The 26,077-nt window shown below is 70.2% G+C and carries 20 protein-coding genes; 12 read left to right on the top strand and 8 right to left on the bottom strand.

What is annotated here, in order from left to right:
• The first annotated feature begins 18 nt into the window (after positions 1–18).
• A complete protein-coding gene (locus CCK91_RS16840) occupies positions 19–993 on the top strand; it encodes a type IV toxin-antitoxin system AbiEi family antitoxin domain-containing protein (RefSeq protein ID WP_086474979.1) in 975 nt (324 codons plus the stop codon).
• A gap of 75 nt (positions 994–1,068) precedes the next feature.
• Here the strand turns inward: CCK91_RS16840 and CCK91_RS16845 are convergent, their stop codons facing one another.
• The 5 genes from CCK91_RS16845 to CCK91_RS16865 form a co-directional block, all read right to left on the bottom strand.
• Positions 1,069–2,169 (bottom strand): hypothetical protein, encoded by a 1,101-nt coding sequence (locus CCK91_RS16845; protein ID WP_086474980.1) that lies wholly within the window; start codon positions 2,167–2,169, stop codon positions 1,069–1,071.
• 62 nt (positions 2,170–2,231) lie between these two features.
• The gene (locus CCK91_RS16850; RefSeq protein ID WP_242664589.1) at positions 2,232–3,548 is read right to left on the bottom strand and encodes an alpha-L-fucosidase; all 1,317 of its coding nucleotides are present in this window, start codon (positions 3,546–3,548) and stop codon (positions 2,232–2,234) included.
• On the bottom strand, positions 3,545–4,423 hold the full coding sequence (locus CCK91_RS16855) for a carbohydrate ABC transporter permease (protein ID WP_086474982.1): 879 nt from the start codon (positions 4,421–4,423) through the stop codon (positions 3,545–3,547). The genes CCK91_RS16850 and CCK91_RS16855 overlap by 4 nt, the downstream gene beginning before the upstream one ends.
• The gene (locus CCK91_RS16860) at positions 4,420–5,331 is read right to left on the bottom strand and encodes a carbohydrate ABC transporter permease (RefSeq protein ID WP_086474983.1); all 912 of its coding nucleotides are present in this window, start codon (positions 5,329–5,331) and stop codon (positions 4,420–4,422) included. Before CCK91_RS16860 ends, CCK91_RS16855 begins: the two co-directional genes overlap by 4 nt.
• Positions 5,328–6,680 (bottom strand): extracellular solute-binding protein, encoded by a 1,353-nt coding sequence (locus CCK91_RS16865; RefSeq protein ID WP_086474984.1) that lies wholly within the window; start codon positions 6,678–6,680, stop codon positions 5,328–5,330. The genes CCK91_RS16860 and CCK91_RS16865 overlap by 4 nt, the downstream gene beginning before the upstream one ends.
• A 225-nt stretch (positions 6,681–6,905) precedes the next feature.
• On the opposite strand from CCK91_RS16865, the gene CCK91_RS16870 reads away from it, so the two are divergent.
• Entirely contained in the window at positions 6,906–7,886 is a 981-nt protein-coding gene (locus CCK91_RS16870; protein WP_086474985.1) for a cyclase family protein, read from the top strand.
• A 55-nt stretch (positions 7,887–7,941) separates the two neighbouring features.
• On the opposite strand, the gene CCK91_RS16875 is transcribed toward CCK91_RS16870, so the two are convergent.
• Together CCK91_RS16875 and CCK91_RS16880 are read right to left on the bottom strand one after the other, a co-directional pair.
• On the bottom strand, positions 7,942–10,824 hold the full coding sequence (locus tag CCK91_RS16875) for a hypothetical protein (RefSeq protein ID WP_086474986.1): 2,883 nt from the start codon (positions 10,822–10,824) through the stop codon (positions 7,942–7,944).
• Positions 10,821–12,710 (bottom strand): HSP90 family protein, encoded by a 1,890-nt coding sequence (locus CCK91_RS16880; protein ID WP_086474987.1) that lies wholly within the window; start codon positions 12,708–12,710, stop codon positions 10,821–10,823. Before CCK91_RS16880 ends, CCK91_RS16875 begins: the two co-directional genes overlap by 4 nt.
• A 328-nt stretch (positions 12,711–13,038) precedes the next feature.
• Between CCK91_RS16880 and CCK91_RS16885 the strand changes: the two genes are divergently transcribed.
• The gene (locus CCK91_RS16885) at positions 13,039–14,280 is read left to right on the top strand and encodes a multidrug effflux MFS transporter (protein ID WP_205858686.1); all 1,242 of its coding nucleotides are present in this window, start codon (positions 13,039–13,041) and stop codon (positions 14,278–14,280) included.
• 216 nt (positions 14,281–14,496) lie between these two features.
• Here CCK91_RS16885 and CCK91_RS16890 read toward each other — a convergent pair whose 3' ends face one another.
• Positions 14,497–14,925: a YchJ family protein gene (locus tag CCK91_RS16890; protein ID WP_086474988.1), complete on the bottom strand. Its 429-nt coding sequence runs from the start codon at positions 14,923–14,925 to the stop codon at positions 14,497–14,499.
• Between the two features lie 164 nt (positions 14,926–15,089).
• On the opposite strand from CCK91_RS16890, the gene CCK91_RS16895 reads away from it, so the two are divergent.
• The 9 genes from CCK91_RS16895 (at position 15,090) to CCK91_RS16935 (ending at position 26,046) form a co-directional block, all read left to right on the top strand.
• Entirely contained in the window at positions 15,090–15,875 is a 786-nt protein-coding gene (locus CCK91_RS16895; RefSeq protein ID WP_242664590.1) for a phosphatase PAP2 family protein, read from the top strand.
• Between the two features lie 262 nt (positions 15,876–16,137).
• Positions 16,138–17,190 carry a LacI family DNA-binding transcriptional regulator gene (locus CCK91_RS16900; protein WP_086474989.1) on the top strand — a complete coding sequence of 351 codons (1,053 nt, stop codon included), beginning with the start codon at positions 16,138–16,140 and terminating at the stop codon, positions 17,188–17,190.
• Between the two features lie 43 nt (positions 17,191–17,233).
• Positions 17,234–18,286, top strand: coding sequence for a LacI family DNA-binding transcriptional regulator (locus tag CCK91_RS16905; RefSeq protein ID WP_086474990.1), 1,053 nt, complete (start codon positions 17,234–17,236; stop codon positions 18,284–18,286).
• Between the two features lie 91 nt (positions 18,287–18,377).
• Positions 18,378–19,886, top strand: coding sequence for an arabinosylfuranosidase ArfA (arfA, locus tag CCK91_RS16910; protein ID WP_086474991.1), 1,509 nt, complete (start codon positions 18,378–18,380; stop codon positions 19,884–19,886).
• Positions 19,887–20,074: 188 nt separating this feature from the next.
• A complete protein-coding gene (locus tag CCK91_RS16915; RefSeq protein ID WP_086474992.1) occupies positions 20,075–20,668 on the top strand; it encodes a TetR/AcrR family transcriptional regulator in 594 nt (197 codons plus the stop codon).
• Positions 20,669–20,970: 302 nt separating this feature from the next.
• Complete coding sequence (locus tag CCK91_RS16920) at positions 20,971–22,332, top strand: MFS transporter (protein ID WP_086474993.1); 1,362 nt, start codon at positions 20,971–20,973, stop codon at positions 22,330–22,332.
• A gap of 88 nt (positions 22,333–22,420) precedes the next feature.
• Positions 22,421–23,263, top strand: a complete 843-nt coding sequence (locus CCK91_RS16925) for a sugar phosphate isomerase/epimerase family protein (RefSeq protein ID WP_086475129.1) — start codon at positions 22,421–22,423, stop codon at positions 23,261–23,263.
• Positions 23,263–24,426 (top strand): Gfo/Idh/MocA family protein, encoded by a 1,164-nt coding sequence (locus CCK91_RS16930; protein ID WP_086474994.1) that lies wholly within the window; start codon positions 23,263–23,265, stop codon positions 24,424–24,426. The genes CCK91_RS16925 and CCK91_RS16930 overlap by 1 nt, the downstream gene beginning before the upstream one ends.
• Before the next feature lie 105 nt (positions 24,427–24,531).
• A complete protein-coding gene (locus CCK91_RS16935) occupies positions 24,532–26,046 on the top strand; it encodes a cryptochrome/photolyase family protein (RefSeq protein ID WP_086474995.1) in 1,515 nt (504 codons plus the stop codon).
• The last annotated feature ends 31 nt before the right edge of the window (positions 26,047–26,077 follow it).

Here is a 26,077-nt window from a genome sequence, read left to right on the forward strand (position 1 = left end):
GCCGAGCAGACTCGGACCATGGACGATGCGATCACGGTCTGCGAGGCGCGCCGAGGCGGTCTTGTGCTCACCGCCGACCTCAACGACCTGGGCGTCACGACGCAACAGATCCGCGACGGCATCCATCTCGGTGTCCTGGCGTGCGTTCGGCGAGGTGTCTTCGTCCGCGCAGCACGCTGGGAGGCACTGCGGCCCGAGGAACGGCACCGCGAACTCGTGCGGTCCATCCGACACACCAGCGGACGTGACCTGACCGTGTGCCGACGGTCGGCTGCTGTCATGCACGGGCTGCCGGTCTTCGGCACGATCCCCGACCGCGTGCATGCGATCGACCCGGACGCGGCCGGAGGCAGTTCGAACCGCTTCCTCGCCAGCCATCGCGGTGAGCCGGACGACCCTGACGCCATCGTCATCGACGGAGTGCGCGTGACCTCGCTGGCCCGCACGGTGATCGACCTCGCCATCCACTCGCCCATGCTCTCCAGCGTGCCTGCGCTCGATCAGGCGTTGCGCATCGCGCATGAGACCTGCGGCGGGCACTGGACCGGCCGCCCGGAACCCGGGCAGCTCATCGAACTGCTCGACGAACTCGCACCGCGTCGTGGGCGCAGACGCGCCATCGATGCCATCGGGTTCGCCGACGCTGATTCGATGAGCGTCGGCGAGAGCGTGAGCCGCGTGCAGATGCATCGACTCGGGTTCGCTGCACCGGAACTGCAGCACCGGTTCACCCTGCGCCGTGGACAGGTCGCCGAAGTGGACTTCTGGTGGCGGGCCGTGCGTGCGATCGGTGAGTTCGACGGACAGATCAAGTACCTCGATCCCCGGTTCCGCGAAGGCAGATCCGCCGCCGAGGTCGTGCTTCGTGAGAAGCAGCGCGAAGACGAACTGCGTCGTCAGAGCGACCGCTTCCTCCGGTGGGACTGGGCGTGCGCTCTCGACAGTGCGCGGTTCGGGGCACTCCTGTCTGCTCATGGGATTCCGCGCCGATGATCGTGCGGGCACGTTTCCGCGTTCGCGGCCCGTCTTGCACGGCGTGCCGCGAACGCCGAGGAGTGCCTGCCCGGCTCAGGAACGGAGCCCGATGATCGTGCCGACGACGAACAGCCCGATGGCGCTCCACATGAGGATGTCGTCGACGCTCATCCGGACCCTGAGGCGCTGACCACGGGTGCTGACGCGACCGGCCGCCGAGGCCGCGGCCAAGGCCGACTCGTCGGCCTTGGCACTTCGCCGGTCACCCCGTGTCTCCCGCCACCGCGCCCAGCGTTCGACGCGGTCGTCCACGGCGTCGACAGCGGCGGCGATGTCCTGCCAATCGTCGACCTTCGTCGTGACGAGGTCGTCGGTGGTCACGAGGAGGAGCCAGTCGTCGACGATCTCCACGTCGAAGCCGCGCACGTGGTCGAGGAGCCGCGCCATCACGTCGGGCGTGAACAGGTAGAGGGCGTCGGCCTCGTAGCCGACCGGGCAGTAGAGATGGAAGTGCCGGTCGAACCCGCCCTCGAGGCTGAGTCGTTGCGCATCGGCCGGGGCGCCGGCACCACTCATGCCGCGGCGACGGCCGTCCTGGGCGCGGAGCAGGATGTGGGGGAGTGCGACGGGCATCCGGAGCGCGCAGTAGCCGCCGAAGGGGGCCGCGAGGTTCTTGCGGTTGCCGATGACCTCGTAGTCGGCGATCTCGATGCCGCGCGGCTCCCTGCTCCGGAGGACTCGGTGGAGGTTCACCGACCCGCGGCTCCGCCAGGGCATGTCGCGCTGGAGGGCGATGGGACCGACGCGGTAGTCGAACCCGTTGGCTTCGGCGAAGCTGGCGAGGCGGAGGTGTGTGCGCCGCAGGGTCCTGCGGGACCAGACCCGGATCGTCATGCGGACGAGGATCACGGCGAGGACGACCATGGCCACCGCAAACGTGCCCATGCCGAAGGCGATCCCTCCCGCGTTCCTGCCGCCTTGAGCGTAGGCGAGCAGGCCGACCATGCCGAAGAAGAAGATGCCGAACAGCCCACCGATCGCGCCGACGGTGGTGGTGAGGCGTCGGACGCGCCCGATGCGATCGCGGGCGCCGGGGTCCTCCCTGACGAAGGCTCGCCACTGCTCTTGAACCTCGTGTCGGGGAAGCGGCCGGGTGAGCGCACTCGTGTCGAGTGGTTCGGGAAGCGCCTGCACGCCCTCCAGCCTAGTATCCCAGGCGCTGATCTTTTCGGCCTCGTGCCGGCCTCTGAGAGCACTCAGTCGGGGGCGTCCGTCGGAGCCTCGTATCCCCTCGGCAGCTCAGGGACGGTGCTCGTGCCGGCGTGGAACGCGGTGACCGCGAGGAGTGTCGGTACCGGTGCTTCCCAGGCGCGGCCCGCCTCGTCGGTGCTGTCGGGGACGAGCGCGATCGTCAGCCGATCGGTCGTGACCGGTTCGAACACGTGCACCCTCGAGACGCCGACGGAACCCGCTTCGACGAGCGTGCGGCCCTCCGCTGTCCGGACCTCGTGGCCGTCGATGAGCTGCCCGGCGGTGAGGTCCTCGTGCAGCCGGAGGTGATCGACGGTGACCGGTCCCGCGAACGTGACGGTGACCGTCGACCCGTCGGTGGTCAGCGTTCCCGGGATCGGTCGCGCGAAGCGTCGGTCGCGCTCCGCGGCCCAGGCGGTCACGCGTTCCACGTCGGCATCGGGGAGGAGCCCGCGGGTGTCTGGTGGGAGGTTGAGGAGGAGGTTCGCGCCGAGTCCGATGGACCGGTAGTAGATCGCGAGCAGATGCTCGACCGACTTCGGCTCGTCGTCCGCGTGCCAGAACCAGCCGCGGCGGAGCGAGACGTCGCACTCGGGCGGCAGGTAGAGGGCCTCCTCGAACCGGCTGGTGACGACGGTGTAGTTGCTGAAGTCGGTGTGGTCGACGACGTACCGCACCGGGTCTTCGGCGAGACCGTTCTCGTTGCCCACCCAGCGGATCGTCGGGGCACCCATGTTGAACACCATGGCCTGCGGCTGGAGCCGTTCGATGATCGCGGAGATGCCGGGCCAGTCGTAGGTGTACCCCTCGGACCCGGCGCCGTCGAACCACAGCTCGACGAGCTCGCCGTAGTTCGTGCACAGTTCGGTGAGCTGCCGGGCGTACACCTCGGCGTAGCGCGCCTCGTCGGCGTACTCGGGAGCGTGGCGATCCCACGGCGAGAGGTACAGCCCCAGTCCGAGACCCGCTTCGCGACAGGCTGCTGCGAGCTCGGCCACGATGTCGCCGTGGCCGTCCCGCCACGGTGAGGATGCGACGCTGTAATCGGTCGTCGTGGTCGGCCAGAGACAGAATCCGTCGTGATGCTTCGCGGTGAGGATGACGTATCCGGCGCCGATCGAGGCCGCGACGCGCACCCACTGCCGCACATCGAGGTCGCTCGGATCGAAGCTCGAGGCGGGCAGGGTGCCGTCGCTCCATTCCTTGCCGGCGAAGGTGTTGACCCCGAAGTGGAAGAACACGCCGAAGCCGTCCTGTTGCCAACGCAACTGGCCCTCGGTCGGGACGGGACGGTGCTCGTGGTGGTGCGGCTGTTGACTCACTTGACTCCTCCTGCTGCGACGCCTCGGTGGAACCATCGTTGCAGCACGATGAACACCACGAGGACGGGGACGACGGCGATGATGGATCCGGCCATCACGACCCTGGGGTCGAACCCGAACGACGACGCCGAAAGTCGTGCGAGTCCGAGCGAGACGGTGAACGACGACTCGCTCCGCAGGACGAGGAGCGGCCAGAGGAAGTCGTCCCACGCGGTGATGAACGAGTTGACGACGACGACCAGCATCGCGCCGATGGACGACGGCAGGAACAGGGCGGTGAACCGCTGCCACTCCGAAGCGCCGTCGAGGAACGCGGCGTCTTCGATCTCGTCGGGCACCGCCGTGAACGCGGCCCGCATGATGAGGACGTTCATCGCGGAGACCGCACCGGGGAGCCACGCGCCGACGAGGGTGTCGAGCAGGCCGAGCTCCTGGGTCATGAGGAAGAGCGACACCATGATCGACTCGAACGGCACGACCATCGACACGATCAGGACGGTGAAGGTGACCCGCCGCCCGCGCCAGCCGCGTCGGGAGAGCATGTACCCGGCTGCGGTCGGCAGCACCACCTGGGAGGCGATGGTGAGCGCGCAGACGATCGCGCTGTTCGTCAGGTACGCGTCCATCGGGATCTGCCGGAAGATCGTGACGTAGGCGTCGAGCGTCGGCGACTGCGGGAACAGGGTGGCGTCGCGCCCGAAGAGTGCTTCGCCGGAGCCCTTGAGTGACGACAGGAACTGCCACAGCAGCGGGCCGACGGAGATGACGAGCACGAAAAGGAGGAGCGCGTACCGCACCGGTGTCGTCCTCGACCAGCGCCGACGCCGACGCCGCAGGAGCGGTCGTGCGGGCGGTTGCTCGATGCGCGCGCTCATGCGTCCTTCTCCCCGCCGAAGCGCTGCGCCAGCACGGCGAACACGGCGGTGAGTGCGAAGAGCGCCACGCTCGCGGCCGCACCGTAGCCCGCGTTGCCGGTGATGGGGTCGAGCGCTGCGTCGCGGATGAAGAACGGGAGTGTCCGTGCCTCGCCTCCCGGACCACCGGTGGCGCCGCCGAGCAGGTAGACCTCGCTGAACACGCGGAGCGACCCGATGCCGGCGAGGAGCCCGACGAGGAGCATCGTGAGGCGGGTGCCCGGCACCGTGATGGTGAGGAACCGTCGCGTCGGGCCGGCGCCGTCGAGCTCGGCCGCCTCGTACAGCTCACGGGGGATGTTGGAGAGCGCCGCCAGGTAGAAGATCAGGTACCACCCGAGCCCACGCCACACCGTGAGGGCGATGGCGCTGAGCAGGATGAGCGACCCCTCGGAGAGGAACGGCACCGCCTGCTGGATGAGACCGACCCGCTGGAGCGCCGTGTTCACGGGCCCCTGTTCACCGAGGAGGTTCTGCCAGACCAGCCCGACCGCGACGACGGACGCCACGATCGGAGCGGCGTAGGCGGAGCGGAAGAACCCCATCCCGGGGAGCCGGGTGTGGACGAGCTGCGCGAGCAGCAGCGGGAGGACGATCAGCAACGGGACGGCGATGATCGCGTACAGCACACTGTTGCCGGTCGCGGACCAGAACGCGGGATCCTGCAGGATCGAGCGGTAGTTGTCGAGGCCGACGAACGCTCCACCCATGCCGAGCGGGGACGTGTCGGTGAACGACAGTGCGATGGTCCCGACGAAGGGCCCGACGCTCCAGATCGTGATCATCAGCAGCGCGGGTGCGCACCACAGCAGCGGCACCCAGGGCGGTCGATAGCGCGCCGCCCCGTTGAGGTGGATCGCGGTCGTCATCGAGCATCGGCTCCGATGACCCGGTTGGCAGCGTCCTGGGCGGCCTGGAGTGCCTCACGCGGCGCTTTCTTCCCGGTGAGCGCCAGCTGGAGCTCGGCGTTGACCGCGTTCGCGACCGCGTCGCTCCACTGCACGATGGTGACGATCTCCGCTTCGTTGGCGAGGTCGACGGCGAGACGGTTCGCCTCGTCGATGGGTGCGGTGCCGGTGATGTCCGTGAGCTTCGGGATGCCGAGCGACTCGGTGGTGCTCGGGAAGTTCTGGATGCGTGGGTCGCTGATGAAGCGGTTCTGCTGCTCGGCGGCGAGGAGGAACCGCGCGAACGCGATGGCGGTGGCCGGGTTGGTGCTCGTGCTCGGGACACCGATGGTCTGCACCTCGGCGATCGCCGTGCCGCGGCGGTCGAGCAGGGACGAGACGCCCACGTGCTCATAGACGCCCGGATTGCCCTCCTGCACGTACCGGAGCGAGGAGGCGTTCGGCGAGCCCCAGACGGTCGCGCCCTGGGTGAACAGGGCGGTGGGCTCGTCATCGGACGCGATCGAGTCCTTCGGGATGCCACCGGCCAGCGCGAGTCGCGTCATGCGCTCGGTCCACTCCTGCACGGCCGGATCGTCGGCGAAGACGAACGCCGAACCGTCGTCCGCGATGACCTCGGCCTCCTGCAGCTGCCACTCGAGCGGGAGTCGCAGACCGAGACTCGCGGAGAAGGCACTGAATTCGCCGTTCGACCGTTCGGCGACCTGATCGGCCGCGTCGAAGAGTTCCTCGAAGGTGGTCGGCGGCTGCTCCGGGTCGAGCCCGGCGCGCTGCATGAGCTCGGTGTTGTACGTCTGGAGGCCGATGAGGCCCCAGTACCAGGGGAGCACGTAGTGGTGGTCGTCGCCGGGAAGGACCAGGCTGTCCCAGAGGCTCGGGATGAAGTCGTCGCCGATGCCCGGTGACGCGGCGTCGAGGTCGGCGAGGAAGCCCTGTTCGCGGAGCCCGCCGGCGGTGGCGAGCGGCATGTTCACGACGTCTGCCAGCGAGCATGCCTGCGCGTCCGCGACGAGCCGGGTGGCGAAGCTGCCGTCGCCAGGGTCGTCCTCCCAGATGACGGTCGTGCCGGGGTAGGCGGCCTCGAAGTCCTCGATGAGTTCGGTGAAGTACTCGGAGAACGAGGCCTTCAGCGCGGTGGTCTGGAAGGTGATCTCACCGGACGGCGTCGCGTCGACCGGCGTTCCAGCGGCGAACTCGTCTGCGACCGCGCAGCGACCGACACGCTCGCCCCCGGAGTCGCCCGTGCACGCGGAGAGCACGGCCAGCGTGGCGGCTGCAGCGGCGATCGACAGGGTTCGTTGGTGCTTCATGGGGGCTCTCCTCGTCCGCGGACGGGTTCGTCAGCCGTCCTTGCATATCGAGGATAGGCATGAGGTATGTGATATGCAAGCCCTGTGTACAAAAGCCTCATGAGGGCTGCTTGTGGAGTGCGCTCAGCCGTCGAGTCGACGGAACCCCACGGTCATGGCCGGATATCGGTGGCCCATGGCCGGGAATCCCTCGGCAAGGTTTGCGGCCCCCGCCAGAATGAGAGCATGACCGAACAACGCGCCGTCCTCGATGCCACCGTCAGCTTCCTGAACGGCGGCGGTCTCGCCGTCGAGGACTTCCGTCTCGACCTGCCGCCCGCCATCGCGCAGGCGAAGGGGAAGGCGCAGCAGCAGGAGGTCGGTCGGCTGCTCGTCACGCACCTCGGTCTCGCGATGGTCGGCGAGATCCGCATCACCAAGCTCGAGATCGTGCGCGAGCAGCACAAGGGCTCCCGCGGGATCCTGGCAGCGGCAGCGGCTGCCGGGCTCGAGATCCCGGCAGCCGCAGCGCAGGCGGACGCCGGGCGGCCCCGTCCGGAGGGCGCGCTCGTCGAACTCAGCCACCCGATCCGTGCCGGCCTCCGCACCTACCCGGGGCTGCCGGAGCCGGTGATCCGTCCGTTCCTCACGCGTGAGGACTCGCGCCCGAAGTACGCCGAGGGCACCGAGTTCGCGATGGACATCATCGAGATGGTCGGCAACACCGGCACCTACCTCGACAGCCCGTACCACCGCTACGCCGGCGGTGGGGACCTCGCGAGCCTGACGCTCGAACAGCTCGTCGACCTCCCGGCCGAGGTGTTCCACCTCCAGGACTCCACCGAACGCGGCATCGGCGCGAACGCCCTCCTCGACCGCGAGCTGCGCGGGACCGCCGTCCTCCTGCACACCGGGTGGGACCGTCACTTCGCGACCGAGGCCTACACGAAGGACGCTCCCTACCTCGCCGAGGACGGGGTGCGGTACCTCGTCGAGCAGGGCGTGGTGCTGGTCGGCATCGACTCCATCAACATCGACGACACCGAGCCGGGATCCGGTGGCGCGCGTCCGGCCCACTCGCTGCTCCTCGAGGCCGGGATCCAGGTGGTCGAGCACCTCACCGGCCTCGAGCAGCTCCCCGCGAGCGGCGCCGCCTTCACTGCGACGCCGCCACTCGTCGAGGACTTCGCGACCTTCCCCGTCCGCGCCTTCGCGCGACTGCCCTAGGCGCGGTCCGAAGACCGTCCTCGCGGTGCCGCCGACACGCTGAGGACGGTCCCGATCACTCCTCGATCTCGGCCCGGAGCAGCGCGGCATCGGTGTGCTGCTCCAAGCGCTCGTACGCGTCCGCGAGCTCGGCCGTGACCGTCGTCCAGTCGGGCGAGCCTGCAGGCAGGCGTCCGCGAGCCGAACGGAACAGGTCGACGGCACCGGCGTGGTCGTCGACGGCGACCCGCGACCTCGCCGCGAACACCTCGGCCACCGCCGCGCCGTTCTCGTCGCCGGCGGCCACGAACCCCGCAGCGGCGAGCCGAGCCGTCGCCGTCGCGTCGTCGGCGCGTCCGAGCGCACCGAGCGAGCGGGCCTCCGAATCGGTGATGTCGGCCACGAGCCACGCGGCCTCGTGCGCCGAGGCGATGTCACGAGCCTCCGAGTAGAGCGGCAGCCCGGTGTCGTCGCCGAAGGCCGCCCGTGCGCTCGCCGCGCGCTGGAGCGCCTGGACGAGGAGCTGCGGGTCGCCCAGACGACGAGCGGCGGCGAGCGCCTGGTCGATGACCTCGATCGCGTCGTCGTCCTCGAACTGGACGAGGAGCGTGCTCAACCCGAAGCCGGTGCGGATGACCACCTGGTCGTTCCCGACGGACGCGGCGTCGTCGATCGCGGCGCGCCACACGCCGTACGCCATGCCGTGTTCACCGATCATGCGCGCGGCCTCGCCCATGTTGGCGAGCAGGTCCGCGAGCTCACCCGGCGCGGCGTGCTCGCGCTTCGTCTGGTAGACCTCGTCGTAGTGCTCGAGTGCCGTGGCGGCATCACCTGCGAACTGGAGGTACCGCGCGAGTTGGAGCGTGAGCGAGTCGAGGTCGGCGTACTCCGCCCGCTTCGCGTGGGTGATCGCGAGCTGCATGCGGGCCGCGGCCTCGCGATCGCGGTCGGCGTCGCTCAGAAGCGCCGCCGAGAGGGAGCACGCCTGGATGATGCCGAGTCGGTTGCCGAGGAGTGTCTGGAGCGCGACGAGTTCGTCGGCGAGCGCGACCCCCTCGGCGAACGCCCCGGCCCCGCCGAGCATCCGGGTGCGGAGCGTCAGTGCCGGCAGACGGACCGACGCCCGCTGCCCGGGCTCGAGGAGCGGGTCGAGGAGCTCTGCCGCCTCCTCGATCCGGCCGGTCACGGCGAAGAGGTGTGCGTGCAGGAGACGGGCAGGCGGACCTGCCTCACCCGGGTCGTCGACCGCGGCGGCGAGCACGGCCTCACCCGCGAGCCGATCGGCGATCCCCATGAACCGTTCCGCCGACTCCTGCTCGGTCTGCGCTCCCGCGAGCTCGAACGCATGGCGCGCGGTGACGACGAGCGTGTGGATGAGCCGGTCCGCGTCGACGGGGACGAGACGGGCGTCGTCGAGCTCGGCGAGCAGGAGGGTGAGTCGGTCCTCGGTCGCCGTGCCGAGGAGCGCCACGCCGAAGCGGGCCTCGACGTCGGCGACCGCGATGCGTCCTGCTGCACGGAGCGCCGTGTCGCGGTCGGCCCAGGCCGCCCCCGCGCGGTCGTCGTCGCCCTCGATGACCGCTGCCTGCGCGATCGCGCCGAGGAGCCCGGCGCGGAGGTTCTCGTCGGGATCCGCGTCGTCCGCGAGGAGCGCGAGGCCCTGCTCGGCGGCGACGATCGCAGCGCGTGGATCGGCGCTCTGCAGGAGCGCGGAGGTCCGTTCGCGCCACTCGGCGGCCGTGGTCGCCGGTTCCGGCTCGGCGACGGGTGCTGCGAACCCCTCGACCGACAGCGGGAGGTCCCAGTGTTCCGTCGCGAGTGCCCGCGCGGCCTCGAGCCGCTCAGTGCGGAAGCCGTTGCCGTTGCGTTCGTCGAAGGCGCGGGTCAGGTGCTCGGCGGCTGCCCAGGCGCGCGCCGCGACCGCGGTGACGGTCCAGTCGGCGGCGGCGGTCGACTCGGTGCCGAGGTACCGGGCGAGGTCCGGGGCGTCGGCACCGCGGACGGGCAGATCACCGTGACCGGCTCGGGCGACGGCATCCAGCAGGACGCCGACCGCGATGAGCCCGTCGGCGTGCCCGGACAGGTTGATGGGGTCGTTGACGAGGGCCGGCAGGTGGCGTTCGAGCATCGCCAGGCCGCGCGCCTCGTTGCCCGTGACGGCACAGAACACGAGGTGGTCGGCGATGATGCCGAATCCGTCGGCGTTGGAACGGGCGACCCGGTAGCTGCGCTGGTGCGCCGCCTTGGCATCGTCGAACCGGCCGGCGCGGAGGTAGGGGAGGAGCGCCTGTGCCTCGCTCGTCTCCGGCTCCTCACCACAGCTCATGCGGTTCTCGAACATCTCGTCGTAGATCCGGATCGCATCGTCGTCGTGCCCGCGGAGCTGATGGAACCAGGCGTCCTCGTTGCGCACGCACGCTTCGCAGTGGCTGTACCGGTCGTCCTCGATGGTCGAGCGGCGTTCCAGGAACGCGGCGGCCTCGTCGAGGCGGCCGGTCACCGTCGCGATGTGGAACTGCGACTGCACCACGCCGCTCATGGTGGCGCCCGCTGCCGCGTACCTCGCCCGCATGTCCTCGTGCATGGCCTCGATCTGCGCGAGTGAGAAGGTCGGGTTCGTCGAGAGCCGGCCGGCCATCCACTTGTACTGGAACAGCAGGTCGCAGCCGTCGACCGTGATCGGGAAGCGCTCCGGGTCCGCGTCGTGCTTGCCGACGCACCAGCCGAAGGAGCTGAACATGGTGTCGGTGTCGCCCGTCATGTGCGCCGACTGCGTCAACCGCATGCGGGTCGCGTACGCGGCCTCCTCGTCGCCGGCGGCCTCAGCTCGCCGGAGCGCCTCGTCGAGCAGTGCTCGCTCGGCGGGACCACAGGGCAGGGTGTCTGCCTCCTCGAGGAGGTCCTGGACGCTCGCGTCGGGGTCGATGTCGTTCACGGGGATGGCGGTGGTGTCGGTCATCGGAGTTCCTTGTCGTCGAGACCGACACTGAGGCCGATCAGGTCGGTCATGGCTGCGTCGAGCATGCGGCGGTCGCGTGCTTCGAGGGGGCGGTGCCCGGCGAGGAGCGCCTGGACGTAGAGCAGTTGGATGCTGCGCTCGAAGACGAGGTCGTCGTCGAGCGTCGCCAAGCGGCGGACGAGCGCCGCGTTCCAGTTGAGGCAGAGCCGGGCTGCGGTGTCCGTCTCAGCGCCTCCCGGGCCGGCGTCGGCGAGGAAGGAGTCGACGGCCCCGACGACCTGCGACCAGATGCCCGGCGCGACCGAGGCGGCCCGGTGCCGCTCGAGCCGTCGGAGCACGGACGGGTCGGCGACGTACAGGGCGGCGAGGTCGTCCGGCCGGTACCGGCGCACCGAGACCCGGCACTCGACCTCGGCGAGCACGCGGCTGGCGCGGTCCTCGAGTGCCGTCGTCGCGGCCAGATCGTCCAGGTGCGGCGGCTCGAGGTTGTCGAGCTCGTCGGCGACCGTCACCCGTTCGACCCGCACGCCGTCGATCAGGTGGGGCAGCCGCTCCAGGATCTCCTGGTCGTACACGTACCCGCCGTTGACGATCGGCGAGGCCGGATCGACGACCGCGGCGATCTGACGGAACTCGTCGCGGGATGCCGTGTACCGGATGACGCCGGTCTGCGACAGATGTTCGTCGATGGTCATCGTGCCGGCAGAGGTCTCGATCGGGAGCCACCGGACGACGGCGCTCGCGAGGTCGTCGTCGTGCGCGGCGATCGCCTTGATGCCGAGCTGGTGGACGCCGATGAACTCCTGGAGTCGGTGCGGCCGTTGGCGGGCGAGGTCGAGGATCCACCGTCGCAGGGCTGATCCGATGGCCTCGCGGGTGAACTCCAACGCGTCGTCCTGCACGAGCTGCTCGCGCGACGCCGTCGGGCGGAGTCCCGTCGTGTCGACGATGCAGCGCACGAAGAACGCCCACTCGGGCAGCAGGTCGTCGATCTGTTCGCTCAGCAGCATGCCGCCGAGGTAGACCCGGCTCGCCTGCCGGGCGCCCGGCGGAGGCGGCGAGGGGAGGACGAAGGCGGTGCCGCGGGTGCCGGTGCCGGGGACCACGATCTCGACGGCGTCGAACGGGCGCGTCCCGAGGAGGTCCTCCCCGAACGCCAGGAGTGCCTCGCGAGTGGTCGCCTCAGCCGTCCGGAACACCGGGTCGACGTTGATGCGCACCGGGTGGTCGGGTGCGGAGGGATCCACCACCTCGACGTCGAGGTCGAGGAACCGTCCGAAGGTCGTGGCGAGGCCGCGCACCGTGCCGTGCCCGAGCAGACTGCCGTCGTGCAGTGGGCCGTCGATGCGTGGGTCGAGCACGACCTCCGAGCCGATCGGCATGGCGGCGGTCGTGGCGTCGTCGAGCTCTCGGATCGTGAACGTGCCGTCGGCGTCGCCGATCCACTCGATGGCCGGACCGCCACGAGCCGAGCGGCTGCGGACGGTGATGGTGTCGGCGACCATGAAGCAGCTCAGCAGCCCGATGCCGAACCGCCCGAGGTAGTCGCCGCGCTGGAGTTCGTCGAGGTCGCCGCGCTTGGAGCTGCGGCCGACCGTCGCCAGCAGCTCGGCGGCTTCGTCTCGGGTCAGCCCGACACCGTCGTCGCGGAATCGGAACGGCGAGCCCGCCTCCGAGCCGGACGGCGGCACGTGCGGGGTGATCAGGAGTCTGCCGGGAGGAGCCGTCGCGTCCTCGGCGCGACGGGCTGCGACGGCGTCGCGTCCGTTCTGCAGGAGCTCGCGGAGGTAGACGCGCGGTCCCGAGTAGATGTGGCGGCTGAGGAGGTCGACGACTCCGCGGAGGTCGACCTGAAACGGCAGCGGGGCTCGGGAGTGGTCTGGCATGGCTCTCTTCCGTCGGCGGCTACGGGGCCTGCATCGGGGGCGTACGCAAGGTGGATCGGGCTCCGGACAGGCGGCCCGCGACCGGTTCGCCTGCAGCCGGATCAGCCTAGCGAACGTCGTGAAACGGATGCTGGGCGGTCACCTGGGAGTCGTCGAGACGACCCTGCTCCCCAGGGGCTGTGGAGCGAGGTCGACGCCGATCGGTCGTCCGGGGGTGTCGCGAAAACGCGTCCCCGGCTGCTAGCCTTGACGCCGCTTCTCGAATCGATTCGACATCGGTTCGGGTCACCCCTCCCACCTCCGCACCTCGCTAGGAATCCGTTCACCAGTGCACACCGCAGGAATCACCGTCGTCCACCCCGGGGACTCGCTCTCGGGCAGGCAGCGCCTCGTCTACATCCTCGTGCTCGGCGCACTCACCGCGCTCGGGCCGTTCACCATCGACCTCTACCTGCCGGCGTTCCCGATCCTCGAACAGGACCTCGACGTCCCGGTCAGCCTCATCCAGCTCACCCTCACCGGGACCACGATCGGCTTCGCGGTGGGCCAGCTCTTCATGGGGCCCTGGAGCGACAAGGTCGGCCGGCGTCTCCCGCTCATCCTCGCGACGAGCATCCACATCCTGGCCTCGGTCGGCGCCGCGTTCGCGCCCGACATCGGGTGGCTCATGGTGTTCCGCGTGCTGCAGGGTGCCGGTGCGGCGGCCGGTGGTGTCGTCGCGATGGCGATGGTCCGCGATCTCTTCGGCGGGAAGCCGCTCGTGCGGATGCTGTCGCGACTCGCGCTCGTGAACGGGCTCGCGCCGATCGCCGCCCCCGTCATCGGTTCGCAGCTCCTCCTCGTCCTCGACTGGCGCGGCCTCTTCGTGTTCCTCGCCGCCTACGGACTGTTCGTCGTCATCGCGGTGTCGCTCTGGATCGTCGAGACCCTGCCGCCGGCGCGGCGTCGCGACGCCGGACACAGCACCGTCCGCGACCGCTACCGCTCGGTGTTCAGCGACCGCGTGTTCGTCGGTGTCGCCCTCATCGGTGGCATGAGCTTCTCGGGCTTGTTCGCCTACCTCTCGAGCTCGTCGTTCCTCTTCCAGGAGGTCTACGACTTCGACGCACAGGAGTACGGTCTCCTGTTCGCGGTGAACTCGCTCGGCATCGTCGCCGGCGTGCAGATCTCGTCCCGCCTCATGCGCTGGTACGGGCCGCAGTGGATCCTGGCCTGCACGACCATCGTGCAGCTCATCTCGGCGGTCACGATCGTCGCGCTGACGATGGCCGACGTCGGGCTGTTCGGTGTGCTGGTGCCGCTGTTCTTCTTCATCCTGTCGTGCGGCTTCGGCTTCCCGGCGGTGCAGGTGCTCGCCCTCGCGAACCACGGGCACGAGGCCGGGACGGCGGCGTCGCTCCTCGGGGCGCTCAACTTCGGCCTCGCGGGACTCATCTCGCCCATCGTCGGGGTGCTGGGGATCGGTACCGCGATCCCCATGGGCGCCGTGATGGCCGCGACCTCGGTCGTGTCGGTGTGTGCGCTCTGGTTCATCGTGCAGCCGAAGAAGGTCCCGGCTCTCGCTGGCTGACCTGGCGGGTTGCGCCAGCGCGGTGCGCTGACGTGAGCGCGGGTCTGTGGCGTGAGCGCGGGTCTCCGGAGCGGCGCGCTCGGCGCTGCGATCCGCGGTCACGCCGGTTCGGGCTCACTCGGGTGGCCGCACCGCGCTGACGCCGGTTCGGGGCGGTTCGGGCCAGCGCACCGCGCTGACACCGGCTCGGGGCCGGGCCGGGCGAGCGGGTCCCGGTCAGGCGGAGGGGTCCAAGCCGTCGACGTAGGTCCAGGCGCCGGTGTCCTTCGAGAACCGACTCCGTTCATGCTGGCTCCCGGCGGAGCCCCGCACGCCGGGAACCTTGTGGTGCGCGACGAACTCGACCATCCCCTCGGTGTCGAGCAGCCCACCGCGGGAGGTCGCGACGATGTCGAGCCGGTACCAGCGGAGCGAGTGGTCCAGCTCGAGCGACGCCGGCTTGGTCGACGGATGCCACGTGCGCAGCAGGTACTCGGCGTCGCCGACCGCGAAGGCCGAGAACCGCGACCGCATGAGCGCCTCCGCGGTCGCCGCCCCCGACTCGCCTCGGTGCAGTCGCCCGCAGCAGGCGCCGTACGTCTCACCGGACAGACAGGGGCACCGCGCGTCGTCGGCGAGAGGGGCGGTTCGGGAGTCGGTCGTCACCGCTCCAGTATCGCCCGTCAGACTCGCGGGTCGTGCTCGTCGGCCGTCCCCGTCGCCAGTGCCCGTCGGGGCGCGTCCGGAGGCGCATCGGCGCGGCGATCAGCGCGTCATCCTCCCGGCGCAAGCCCACGCGCGAGACATACCCGACACGGCATGATGGGACGATGACGGCACCCGACGACCACGACGACCCAGCAGTTGCACCGGCTCCCGAGGTGCACGAGGCGGTCTCGCCAGCCCTCGACGAGTCGGGTGCACTCGCGATGGATCCGGACCCGGCGTCGATCCGGCCCGATCCGAAGCTCGCCGCGAAGGTCTCCCGACGGTGGCCGTTGATCAGCGGGGCGATCGCCGTGGTCCTCGTCCTCCTGCTCGGCGTGCTGCTCTTCCAGCGCGGTCCGAACGCCCCGTTCGGGTTCGACGAGGAGTGGATGCAGGAGGTACTCGAGGAGCGGTCGCCGTGGCTCGTCCAGGCTGCGCTCGTCATGAACTGGCTCGGCGGCGGGGTCGTCGCGATCTTCGTCGTGCCGCTGCTCGGGATCGCCGTCCTCCTGCTGCTTCGCCGACCGTGGGCCGCCCTCTATTTCGCGATCGTCTCCGCCCTGAGCGCCGGAGCGGTGCAGATCATCAAGAACATCGTCGGTCGATCGCGGCCCGAGGACATCCTGGTCCACGCGGACTTCGGTTCCTTCCCCTCGGGGCACAGTGCGAACGCGGCGACCATCGCCGTCGCGTTCGGGATCATCTTCCCGCGGGTCTGGGTGTGGTTGATCGGCGTCGCCTACACGCTGCTGATGATGCTGTCGCGGACCTATCTCGGCGCCCACTGGGTGAGCGACACGATCGGCGGGCTGCTGCTCGGTGCCGGTGTCGCGCTCATCATCGCGGTGCCGTTGCTGCACCGGATGTCGACCGAACCGAAGAAACGGGTCCCGCTCACTGACGGCTGATCGAGCGGACGCCCGTCGCTCGACGCATGTCGTCTACCGGCCGTCGTTCGTGTTCGGTCCTGACGCCAGCGCGGTGCGCTGACCCCAGACCGCTCGGATGGGCGTGAGCGCGGGTCCACCGCGCGGGCGCGCCCCTCCGGAGGCCCGCGCTCACGCCAGAGACCCGCGCTCGCGTCAGCGCACCGCGCTGGCGGCCACGACACCCCGTGCCGGCGGAGCGGTAGTCTGCTGACAGCCGGGAGCCGGCCGGGGGAGGAGACGCGTGTCGATCACGATGCACGACGTCGCCGCACGCGCGGGCGTCTCGATCAAGACCGTCTCGAACGTCGTCAACGACTACCCGCACGTGAGCGATGCGACCCGCTCCAAGGTCGAGCGCGCGATCGCCGAGCTCGGCTACCGCCCCAACCTCTCGGCCCGGAGTCTCCGCTCCGGCCGGTCCGGCGTGATCAGCCTCATCATCCCCGACCTCCGCAACGCCTACTTCGCGGAGCTCGCCGATGCGGTCATGCGTCAGGCTCGTGCGCGCGGGCTCTCGGTGCTCATCGAGCAGGTGGCCGGCGGTCGCGACGTCGAGCTCGAGATCCTTCGCGGGCCGCGCATGCAGCTCGTCGACGGCATCCTCTACAGTCCGCTCAGCCTCGACCGCGACGACAGTGCGCTGATCCCGGACGGGCCCATGGTGATCCTCGGAGAGCAACTGTTCGACGGCGACCGCGACCACGTGACGATGGCCAACGTCGACGGAGCCCGCGCGGCGACCGAACACCTGCTCGCGCAGGGTAGACGCCGCATCGTCGCACTCGGCACCGACCCGCACGACACCCTGGGGCCGGCCGCCCTCCGTCTCCAGGGGTATCGCGAGGCGCTCGAAGCCGCGGGCATCCCGGCCGATCCCGCCTACGTCAGCACCGTCGTCAGCTGGCACCGCAGCGACGGGGCGAACGCGATGCGCGAGGTCATCGCCGCGGGCCTGCCGTTCGACGGCGTCGTCGCCTTCAACGATGCGATGGCCCTCGGTGCCATGCGCGTCCTCCAGGACGCCGGGCTCCGCATCCCCGACGACGTCGCGATCATCGGCTTCGACGACCTGGACGAGACGCGCTACGCCCTCCCCACCCTGTCGACGGTCGACATCGGCCGGGAGGAGATCGCCGAGCGCGCCGTCGAGCTCCTGATCGAGCGGATCGCCGCGCCCGGGCAGCCGGAGGAGCCGCGCGCGATCGTCAGCGGATACCGCGTCGTCCCGAGGGAGTCCACCGGTTCCGTCACCGCTCACGAACCCGGATCCAGAGCCGCTCCTTCAACGTTGTAGAGTGCGTACAGGGCGGCCGGGGATGCCGCCGCCGAGGAGGATCATGGCGACCACCCTGCACGACGTGGCGAAGCTCGCCGGGGTGTCCGCCAAGACCGTCTCGAACGTCGTCAACGACTACCCCCACATCAAGCAGGCGACGAAGGAGCGGGTGCTCGCGGCGATCGCCGAGCTCGGCTACCGTCCGAACCTCTCCGCGCGCGGGCTCCGCTCGGGCCGGTCCGGCGTCATCAGCCTGATCATCCCCGACCTCCGGAACTCCTACTTCGCCGAGCTCGCCGACGCCGTCATGCACGCCGCCGACCAGCTCGGCCTGTCGGTGCTGATCGAGCTGAGCGGCGGCGACCGGGCACGCGAGGCCGAGCTGCTGCGCGGCGCACGACTCCGCGCGGTCGACGGTGTCCTCTACAGCGCGCTCCACCTCGGCGACGAGGACCTCGCCGTCGTGGAGGAGGTCACCATCCCGATGGTGCTCCTCGGTGAGCGCATGTTCAACGCCCCGAACGACCACGTGACGATGCGCAACACCGAGGGAGCGCGTGCTGCGACGGAGCATCTGATCGGGCTCGGTCGGACGCGGATCGTCGCCTTCGGAGCGCACCGCGCCGACATCGTCGGTTCGGCCAGTCTGCGTCTCGCCGGGTATCGAGCCGCGCTGGAGGCTGCCGGCATGGCGTTCGACCCGGTACTCGTCCGCGAGGTCCCGATCTGGGGTCGCTTCGACGGAGCAGTGGCGATGCGCGCGATGCTCGACGAGGGTGTCGTGTTCGACGGCATCGTCGCGTTCAACGACGCCCTGGCGCTCGGGGCCATGCGCGTCCTGAGTGAACGAGGCGTCGCCATGCCCGACGAGGTCGCGGTCATCGGCTTCGACGACATCGACGAGGGTCGCTACTCCCTGCCGTCGCTGTCGACGATCGCACCGGGGCGGGAGCAGATCGCGAGGACCGCCGTGTCGCTGCTCGTCGAGCGGATCGCCGGCGGCGTCGACGACGTGCCACTCCGTCGGGTCTACGCCGACTTCGAACTGGTGCGACGTGAGTCGACCGCGTCCTCGCCCGACGGCGCCGACTCCTCATCCGCAGAGGTGTCTTGACAGCTGCCGATCGGCACACGAGACTGCTTCTACAACGTTTACCTTCAACGTTGTACAAACCTGGACGACGACGTCCCCGGAGAGGACCCCAATGACCACCGCACGCATCGCCATCGACCCGAACGTCACGGTCGCCCCCGTCAACCGTCGGATCTTCGGCTCGTTCGTGGAGCACCTGGGCCGCTGCGTCTATGACGGCATCTACGAGCCGGGCCACCCCACCGCCGACGCCGACGGCTTCCGCGGCGATGTGGTCGACCTCGTCACCGAGCTCGGCACGAGCACCATCCGCTACCCCGGTGGCAACTTCGTCTCCGGCTACCGCTGGGAGGACGGCGTCGGGCCGCGCGAGCACCGCCCCGTGCGCCGCGACCTGGCCTGGCACTCGCTCGAGACCAACCAGGTCGGCGTCGACGAGTTCGCCAAGTGGTGCAAGCTCACCGGCAGCGAGATGATGATGGCCGTCAACCTCGGCACACGCGGGGTGCTCGAAGCGCTCGACCTCCTCGAATACACGAACCACCCGAGCGGCACGGCGCTGTCCGACCAGCGGATCGCGAACGGCGCACCCGAGCCCTACGGCATCAGCATGTGGTGTCTCGGCAACGAGATGGACGGGCCGTGGCAGGTCGGCGCCATGTCCGCCGACGACTACGGCAAGCTGGCCGCCCGGACCGCGTCGGCGATGAAGATGGTCGACCCGAAGCTCGAACTCGTCGTCTGCGGTTCGTCGAGTTCCTCGATGCCGACCTTCGGCGACTGGGAGCGCACCGTCCTCGAGCACAGCTTCGACTCGGTGGACTACATCTCCTGCCACGCGTACTACCAGGAGCGTGACGGCGACCTTGGGTCGTTCCTCGCGTCGTCCCTCAACATGGAGTACTTCATCCGGACGGTCGTCGCGGCCGCCGACCACGTCCAGCACAAGCGTCACTCCGACAAGCAGATCCAGCTCTCGTTCGACGAGTGGAACGTCTGGTACCTCGACGAGTGGAACGCGATCGAGGGCACGATCGAGGAGTGGGCCTACGCGCCCCGCCTCATCGAGGACGTCTACTCGGTCGCCGACGCGGTCGTGTTCGGCAACCTGCTGATGACGCTCCTCAAGCACAGCGACCGCGTCGGTTCCGCGAGCCTCGCGCAGCTCGTGAACGTCATCGCCCCGATCATGACCGAGCCGGGCGGTGGTGCGTGGCGGCAGACGACGTTCTTCCCGTTCTCGGTCACCAGCCGGCTCGCGTCGGGTGTCGTGATCGCGCCGCGCATCGAGGTCGGCAGCTACGCCACGAAGGTCCACGGTGACGCACCGCTCGTCGACTCGGTCGCGACGTACGACGCCGAGGCCGGGACCGCGGCCGTGTTCCTCGTGAACCGTCACCAGGACGAGGCGATCACGGTGACCGTCGACGTCTCGGCGCTCGGCGTCGGTTCGATCGTCGAGGCGAACGGCATCCACGACGAGGACGTCTACGCGAAGAACACGATCGACGACCGCGAGCGCGTCGGTCTCGTCGCGAACGAGAGCGCGTCGCTCGCCGACGGCACCCTCACGATCACGCTCCCGCCCGTGTCGTGGACGGCGGTCGCGCTCGGCGCCTGAGTCGGGCTGCGGGCTGCGGGGAGGGGTCTCGACGTTCGCAACTCAGGACGATCGCGGCGGGTCTGCCGCGCTCGCGGTGTTCGCCGAACGGCGCGGCGGGCCCGTCCTGCGTTGCGGACGTCTCGGCGCCGGCGGTGGGTGGGTGAATCCCATCCGCCGTCGTCGCCGTGCGGCCCTACAATCGGCACATGACGGCACGGGGCTCCTACGCGAAAGGTGTTGCGCGCCGGCAGGAGATCCTGCGCGTCGCGCTCGCGGTGTTCGCGCGAGAGGGCTACCGCGGCACGTCGCTCCGTGAGGTCGCGCGTGAGGTCGGCGTCAGTCTGCCGGGGCTCATGCACTACTTCGAATCCAAGGAACACCTGTTCGCGGCGATCCTGCGGGAGCGCGACGCCGTCGACTACGAGGAGTTCGCCGCGGCCGGGTCGCAGGACGCGATCGAGGGTCTGGTCGCCGTCATGCGGCACAACAGCGATGTCCCGGGCCTCGTCGAGCTGTACCTGACGATGGCGGCGGCCGCCGGAGATGCGGAACACCCGGTGCGCGGGTTCTTCGTCGATCACGTCACGGCGGTGCGCCGGAGCATCGCCGACGTCGTCCGGGATCGCCAGGCTTCCGGGCGGGTCGCCGCGGGCATCGATCCCGATCACGTGGCGCGCGTCATGGTCGCCCTCGCCGACGGGCTGCAGGTGCAGTGGACGCTCGACCCCTCCGTCGACATGGCCGGCGACCTCGAGCGCGCCTGGGCCCTCCTCGTCGGTGACGCCGGCGCGGTGCGCTGACCCGAGCGCGGGTCTGTGGGGCCCGGCGCGGTGCGGTGACGCGAGCGCCGCGGAATCGGCGGGGGCGCGCCCCGGGCGCGTGAGCGCGACCCTCCGGAGACCCGCGCTCACGCGGCTGGGGTGCGCTCGCGTCAGCGCACCGCGCTGGCAGCGTCACCCGACAGGTTTCGTGAAAACCTATTGACCACTCGGGTTTCGCGCCTATACTCAAAGCCGTGCAGTGATCGGTTTCCCGATCCTGCCGGGACAGCACCACCCGCGGGCCAGAGCCGGTCCGCAGCTCAGCGTTGAGAGGAACTCGGATGTCCAACCCACCCCGCCGCCCCAAACCCACCGGTCAGCGTGCCTCGAGCGGCCCCTACGTCAGCCTCGTCACCGGCCCGTCGGGACCGACGGAACGGGCATCGAAGCGTGTCGTCACCACCATGGCGCTCGCCCAGTTCGGTCTGTTCGTGGCCCTGCTCGCCCCGGTCACCGTGAGCCTGGCCCTCAAGACGCAGCAGCTCGTCCCCGGTGACCAGGCGGCGGTCGTCAACGGCAACGTCCTCTCCATCGCCGCCCTGTTCGCCCTCGTCGCGAACCCGGTGATCGGCCGCCTGTCCGACATCACGCTCTCGCGCTTCGGTCGCCGCCGCCCGTGGATGTTCCTCGGCGCCATCGGCTTCGTCGCCTCGCTCACGATCGTCGCGCTCGCTCCGAACGTCCCGGTCCTCATCGCCGGGTGGTGCCTCGCCCAGCTGACCGGCAACGCCATCCTCGGCCCGCTCCTCGCGACCATCGCCGACCAGGTCCCGCCGGAGCAGCGCGGGAGCGTCTCCGCGAACGTCGGCGTGATGCAGAACGTCGGCATCCTCGCGGCGGCCTTCGTGGCCAGCTGGTTCGTCACCGACATGCTGCTGCTCTTCGTCGCACCCGCCGTCTTCGCCCTCATCACCGTGTGGCTGTACTGCTTCGTCCTGCCCGACCGCGCGATCACCACCCGTCCGGACGTCGGCGGATGGAAGGGTCTGCTCTTCACCTTCTGGGTGAACCCGCTCAAGCACCCGGACTTCGGCTGGGTCTGGCTCTCACGGTTCCTCCTGACGCTCGCGTCGTTCCTCTTCGTCGCGTTCCGCCTGTTCTTCCTGCAGGAGGAGGTCGGGCTGTCGCAGCAGGGCGCCGTCGACACCCTGACCATGGGTGTGCTGATCTACACGATCGCGCTCGTCATCACCGCGAAGCTCGGCGGTTGGCTGTCGGACCGGATGCTCAACCGCAAGGTGTTCGTCATCGGCTCCACGGCGGTGTTCGCGGTCGGACTCATCCTGCTCGCCCACACCACGACCGTGCCCATGTTCTACGTCGTCGAGGCGATCATGGGAGCGGCGTACGGCGTGTACGTCGCGGTCGACACCGCCCTCGTCGTGGACGTCCTGCCGAACCCCGACGACGCGGCGAAGGACCTCGGCGTCCTCAACATCGCGAACGCCCTGCCGCAGTCGCTCGCCGGCGCGGTGGGCGCGTTCCTCCTCGGACTCGGCGCGGTCGGCAACAACTACACGGCCCTGTTCTGGGGCGCCGGGGTGATCGCCGTGCTCGGCGCCCTGACGATCCTGCCGGTCCGACACCGCATGACCCGGAACGCCGACGGGACGATCACCGGATCGATCGCGACCCGTGGGTGACCCCGGTCACACCTCCCGCACCCCGATCACCAGCTCCACTCCATCACCCAGCGACGCCAAGGACGGCGTCAGAACGGACGGCAACACCATGACCGCACCAGCGCTCTCCGTGCAGCTCTACAGCATCAAGGAGCACCTCGACCAGGGACTCGACGACGCCCTCGCCCGGCTCGCCGGCATGGGCCTGCGCGAGGTCGAGGCCTTCGACTTCGTCTCCCGAGCGCCTCAACTCCGTGAGGCCTTCGACCGCCACGGGCTCGCCGCCCGCACCGGGCACGCGACCCTCCTCTCCGACGAGATCCGCTTCGGCGACCAGGTCATGCCGGTCTCCTCGCAGGAGGACGTCTTCACGGCAGCGAAGGCCCTCGGCCTCGAGATCGTCATCGACTCCTTCGTGAGCCCCGACCGCTGGCTCGACGAAGCTGCCGTCGCCGACACGGCGTCCCGCCTGAACGCCGCAGCGGAGCGCGCCGCCGACCACGGTCTCCGCGTCGGGTACCACAACCACTCCCAGGAGTTCGTCGCATCGTTCGGCGGACGCAGCGCGTTCGAGGTCTTCGCCGACCAGCTGCGTGACGACGTCGCCCTCGAGGTCGACCTGTTCTGGGCGGCGACCGCCGGCCAGGACGTCCCCGCGCTGCTCGGCCGCCTCGGCGACCGCGTCCAGGCACTCCATATCAAGGACGGCCTGCTGCCCGCCGACCCGTTCGCACCGGGAGCCGCGCCCTTCGTGCCGACGAGTCTCGACCAGCGACCGTTCGGGCAGGGCGAGGTCCCGCTGCGTGAGTCCCTCGCCGCAGCGCCCTCGGCGCGGTTCGCGATCATCGAGTTCGACCACTACGGCGCCGGCGACATCTTCGACGGCATCCAGGCGAGCGTCGACGCGCTCGTCGCCGAACAGCTCGTCTCGACCGAAGCGGTGGTCCGCTGATGCCCGCGGCCGCGCAGGGCACGACGGCACGCGCACCGCAGGGCAGCGGCCCGGTCGGCGTCGGGTTCATCGGCACCGGCATGATCAGCGACACCTACCTCGAGCATCTCACCGCGTTCCCCGACGTCCGCGTCGTGATCCTCGGCGACCTCGACGTCGACCGCGCGAAGGTACAGGCGGAGAAGTGGGGCGTCGGCGAGTGGGGGACCGCCGACGACGTCCTCGCGCACCCGGACGTCGAGCTCGTCGTGAACCTCACGATCCCCGCCGTCCACGCGCAGGTCGCGTCGCAGGTGCTCGCCGCCGGGAAGCACGTGTGGACGGAGAAGCCGATCAGCGTCGACCGTGCGAGCGGGCTCGCGCTCCTCGAGCAGGCCGATGCCGCGGGACTCCTCGTCGGGATCGCCCCGGACACGGTGCTGGGCCCGGGCGTCCAGTCCGCGCGTCGCGCCATCGCCCGCGGTGACATCGGTCAGCCGCTCACCGCCCAGACCGTCATGCAGTACGCCGGGCCGGACATCTTCCACCCGAACCCGGAGTTCCTGTTCGCGAAGGGTGGCGGGCCGCTGTTCGACATGGGGCCGTACTACCTGACGACGCTCGTGCAGGTGTTCGGTTCGGTCGCCTCGGTATCGGCGGCCGGCTCCCGTGGGCGTGCGACGCGGACGATCCAGCAGGGCGACCGCGTCGGCACCGAGTTCGCCGTCGAGGTGCCGACGCACGTCAGCGCCATCGCCCGCTTCGTGGACGGCGGCGTGAGCCAGAGCGTCTTCAGCTTCGAGTCGCCGCTCGCGAAGATGGGCGTCGTCGAGATCACCGGCACCGAGGGGACACTCGTGATCCCCGACCCGAACATGTTCACGGGCGAGGTGCGGATCACCCGCGCGGCGCCCATCGAGCGGATGCAGCAGGACCCGGAGTGGGAGATCGTGCCGACCGAGGGCGTCCTCGCCGGCCGCGGGACCGGGGTCCTCGACCTCGCCCGGGCGATCCGTTCCGGCGGCACGCCGCTCGCCTCGGGTGCCCTCGGCTACCACGTGCTCGACACGCTCGTCTCGATCGACGAGTCCGTGGTGTCCGGTCAGACCGTCGACGTGGCGAGCCGGGTCGCGCCGGTCCCGCTCGTCGCGGAGGACTGGGACCCGTTCGCCGCGACGCTCTGAGCGCGGTGAATCGGGCAGCGCACCGCAGAACCGAACCCAGCAGCATCATCGGACCAGCCTGAGCAAGCCCCCGGTGGTGTCCGTCGCCCCACGTACGCTGAGGCGATGGACACCACCGGCCGGAGTGCCGCCGAGCACGACGACGAAGCGACCGCCGGCCGACGACGGTGGATCCTCACCGGCCAGCTCGGCCCGGCGTTCGACGACGGCGGACCGATCCTCCTCATCGAATCGAAGTCCACCTTCACCAAGCGACCGATGCACCGGGCGAAGGCGCACCTCTTCCTCTCGGCCATCCGACATCGTGCGGCGGAACTCGGCGACCGGGCGGAGTTCCACCAGGTCGACCGCTACGAGGAGGTCGTCGAGGCCGGCGCCGACCTCGAGGTGATCGACCCACCCTCGTGGACGGCTCGGCGCTTCGTCCGTGAGCGCGGCCTCCGGGTGCTCCCGAGCCGCGGCTTCGTGACCTCGGAGCGGGACTTCGCGGCCTGGGCGTCGACGCGGGACGGCAAGCGGCTCCTCCTGGAGGACTTCTACCGCACGGTGCGGGAGCGGACCGGGATCCTCATGCGCGGCGACCAGCCGGAGGGCGGCCGCTGGAACTACGACCACGACAACCGGAACCCGCCGCCGAAGGGTGCCGCCCGGCTCGGTCTGCCCGAGCCGCTCTGGCCCGAGGAGGACGACATCGACGCGGAGGTCCGGGAGGACCTCGACCGGTGGCAGCGCGACGGACTGGTCCAGCTGGTCGGCGACGACGGGCCCCGGCGCTTCGCGGCCACCGCGGCCGAGGCGGAGGCGGCGCTGGCGGACTTCATCGAGACCAGGCTCGGCGACTTCGGCCCGTTCGAGGACGCCATGCTCGGCGGCGACTGGACGATGGCGCACTCCCTGCTGAGCGCCCCGCTCAACCTCGGCCTGCTCGACCCACGCGACGCCGTCGAGACCGTGGTCGCCGAGTACCACGCCGGTCGCGCACCGCTGTCGAGCGTCGAGGGCTTCACCCGTCAGATCATCGGCTGGCGCGACTACGTCTGGCATCTCTACTGGCACCTCGGCGAGCCGTACCGGACGAGTCACAACGCCCTCGGAGCGCATGAGCCGCTCCCTCGCCGGTTCCGCGAACTCGATTCCGCCGCCATCCAGTCCAACTGCCTCCGCGAGACGATCGACGGGATGCGTCGTCACGGGTGGGCGCACCACATCCAGCGGCTCATGGTGCTCGGCAACTGGGCGCTGCAGCACGGATACGACCCGGTCGCACTCAACGACTGGTTCATCGACATGTTCGTCGACGGCACCCCCTGGGTGATGCCCGCGAACGTCATCGGCATGTCGCAGCACGCGGATGGCGGCATCGTCGCGACGAAGCCCTACGCCTCGGGTGGTGCGTACATCGACAAGATGTCCGACTACTGCGGGGGCTGCGTCTTCAATCCCAAAGTGCGGCTGGGCGAGGACGCCTGCCCCTTCACCGCCGGGTACTGGGCCTTCCTCGACCGCGTCGAACCGCGTATCCGGCACAACACGCGCATGGCACAACCGCTGGCCGGAATGCGCCGACTGTCCGACCTGCGTGCCGTCGTCGACCAGGAGCGCACCCGCGAACAGTGGTGATCGGAGCAGTCGTCCAGCCCGCGCGCGACCC

This window comes from Plantibacter elymi (nom. nud.), from assembly GCF_900177795.1.
Taxonomy (GTDB): domain Bacteria; phylum Actinomycetota; class Actinomycetes; order Actinomycetales; family Microbacteriaceae; genus Plantibacter; species Plantibacter elymi.

Bases quoted from the DNA above. Each gene is read 5' to 3' on its own strand.
- CCK91_RS16920 (WP_086474993.1), top strand. From the start codon at position 20,971: ATGTCCAACCCACCCCGCCGCCCCAAACCCACCGGTCAGCGTGCCTCG.
- CCK91_RS16915 (WP_086474992.1), top strand. From the start codon at position 20,075: ATGACGGCACGGGGCTCCTACGCGAAAGGTGTTGCGCGCCGGCAGGAG.
- CCK91_RS16855 (WP_086474982.1), bottom strand. From the start codon at position 4,423: ATGAGCGCGCGCATCGAGCAACCGCCCGCACGACCGCTCCTGCGGCGT.
- CCK91_RS16895 (WP_242664590.1), top strand. From the start codon at position 15,090: ATGACGGCACCCGACGACCACGACGACCCAGCAGTTGCACCGGCTCCC.
- CCK91_RS16860 (WP_086474983.1), bottom strand. From the start codon at position 5,331: ATGACGACCGCGATCCACCTCAACGGGGCGGCGCGCTATCGACCGCCC.
- CCK91_RS16865 (WP_086474984.1), bottom strand. From the start codon at position 6,680: ATGAAGCACCAACGAACCCTGTCGATCGCCGCTGCAGCCGCCACGCTG.
- CCK91_RS16875 (WP_086474986.1), bottom strand. From the start codon at position 10,824: ATGACCGACACCACCGCCATCCCCGTGAACGACATCGACCCCGACGCG.
- CCK91_RS16840 (WP_086474979.1), top strand. From the start codon at position 19: ATGGACGATGCGATCACGGTCTGCGAGGCGCGCCGAGGCGGTCTTGTG.
- CCK91_RS16930 (WP_086474994.1), top strand. From the start codon at position 23,263: ATGCCCGCGGCCGCGCAGGGCACGACGGCACGCGCACCGCAGGGCAGC.
- CCK91_RS16880 (WP_086474987.1), bottom strand. From the start codon at position 12,710: ATGCCAGACCACTCCCGAGCCCCGCTGCCGTTTCAGGTCGACCTCCGC.
- CCK91_RS16905 (WP_086474990.1), top strand. From the start codon at position 17,234: ATGGCGACCACCCTGCACGACGTGGCGAAGCTCGCCGGGGTGTCCGCC.
- CCK91_RS16935 (WP_086474995.1), top strand. From the start codon at position 24,532: ATGGACACCACCGGCCGGAGTGCCGCCGAGCACGACGACGAAGCGACC.
- CCK91_RS16870 (WP_086474985.1), top strand. From the start codon at position 6,906: ATGACCGAACAACGCGCCGTCCTCGATGCCACCGTCAGCTTCCTGAAC.
- arfA (WP_086474991.1), top strand. From the start codon at position 18,378: ATGACCACCGCACGCATCGCCATCGACCCGAACGTCACGGTCGCCCCC.
- CCK91_RS16925 (WP_086475129.1), top strand. From the start codon at position 22,421: ATGACCGCACCAGCGCTCTCCGTGCAGCTCTACAGCATCAAGGAGCAC.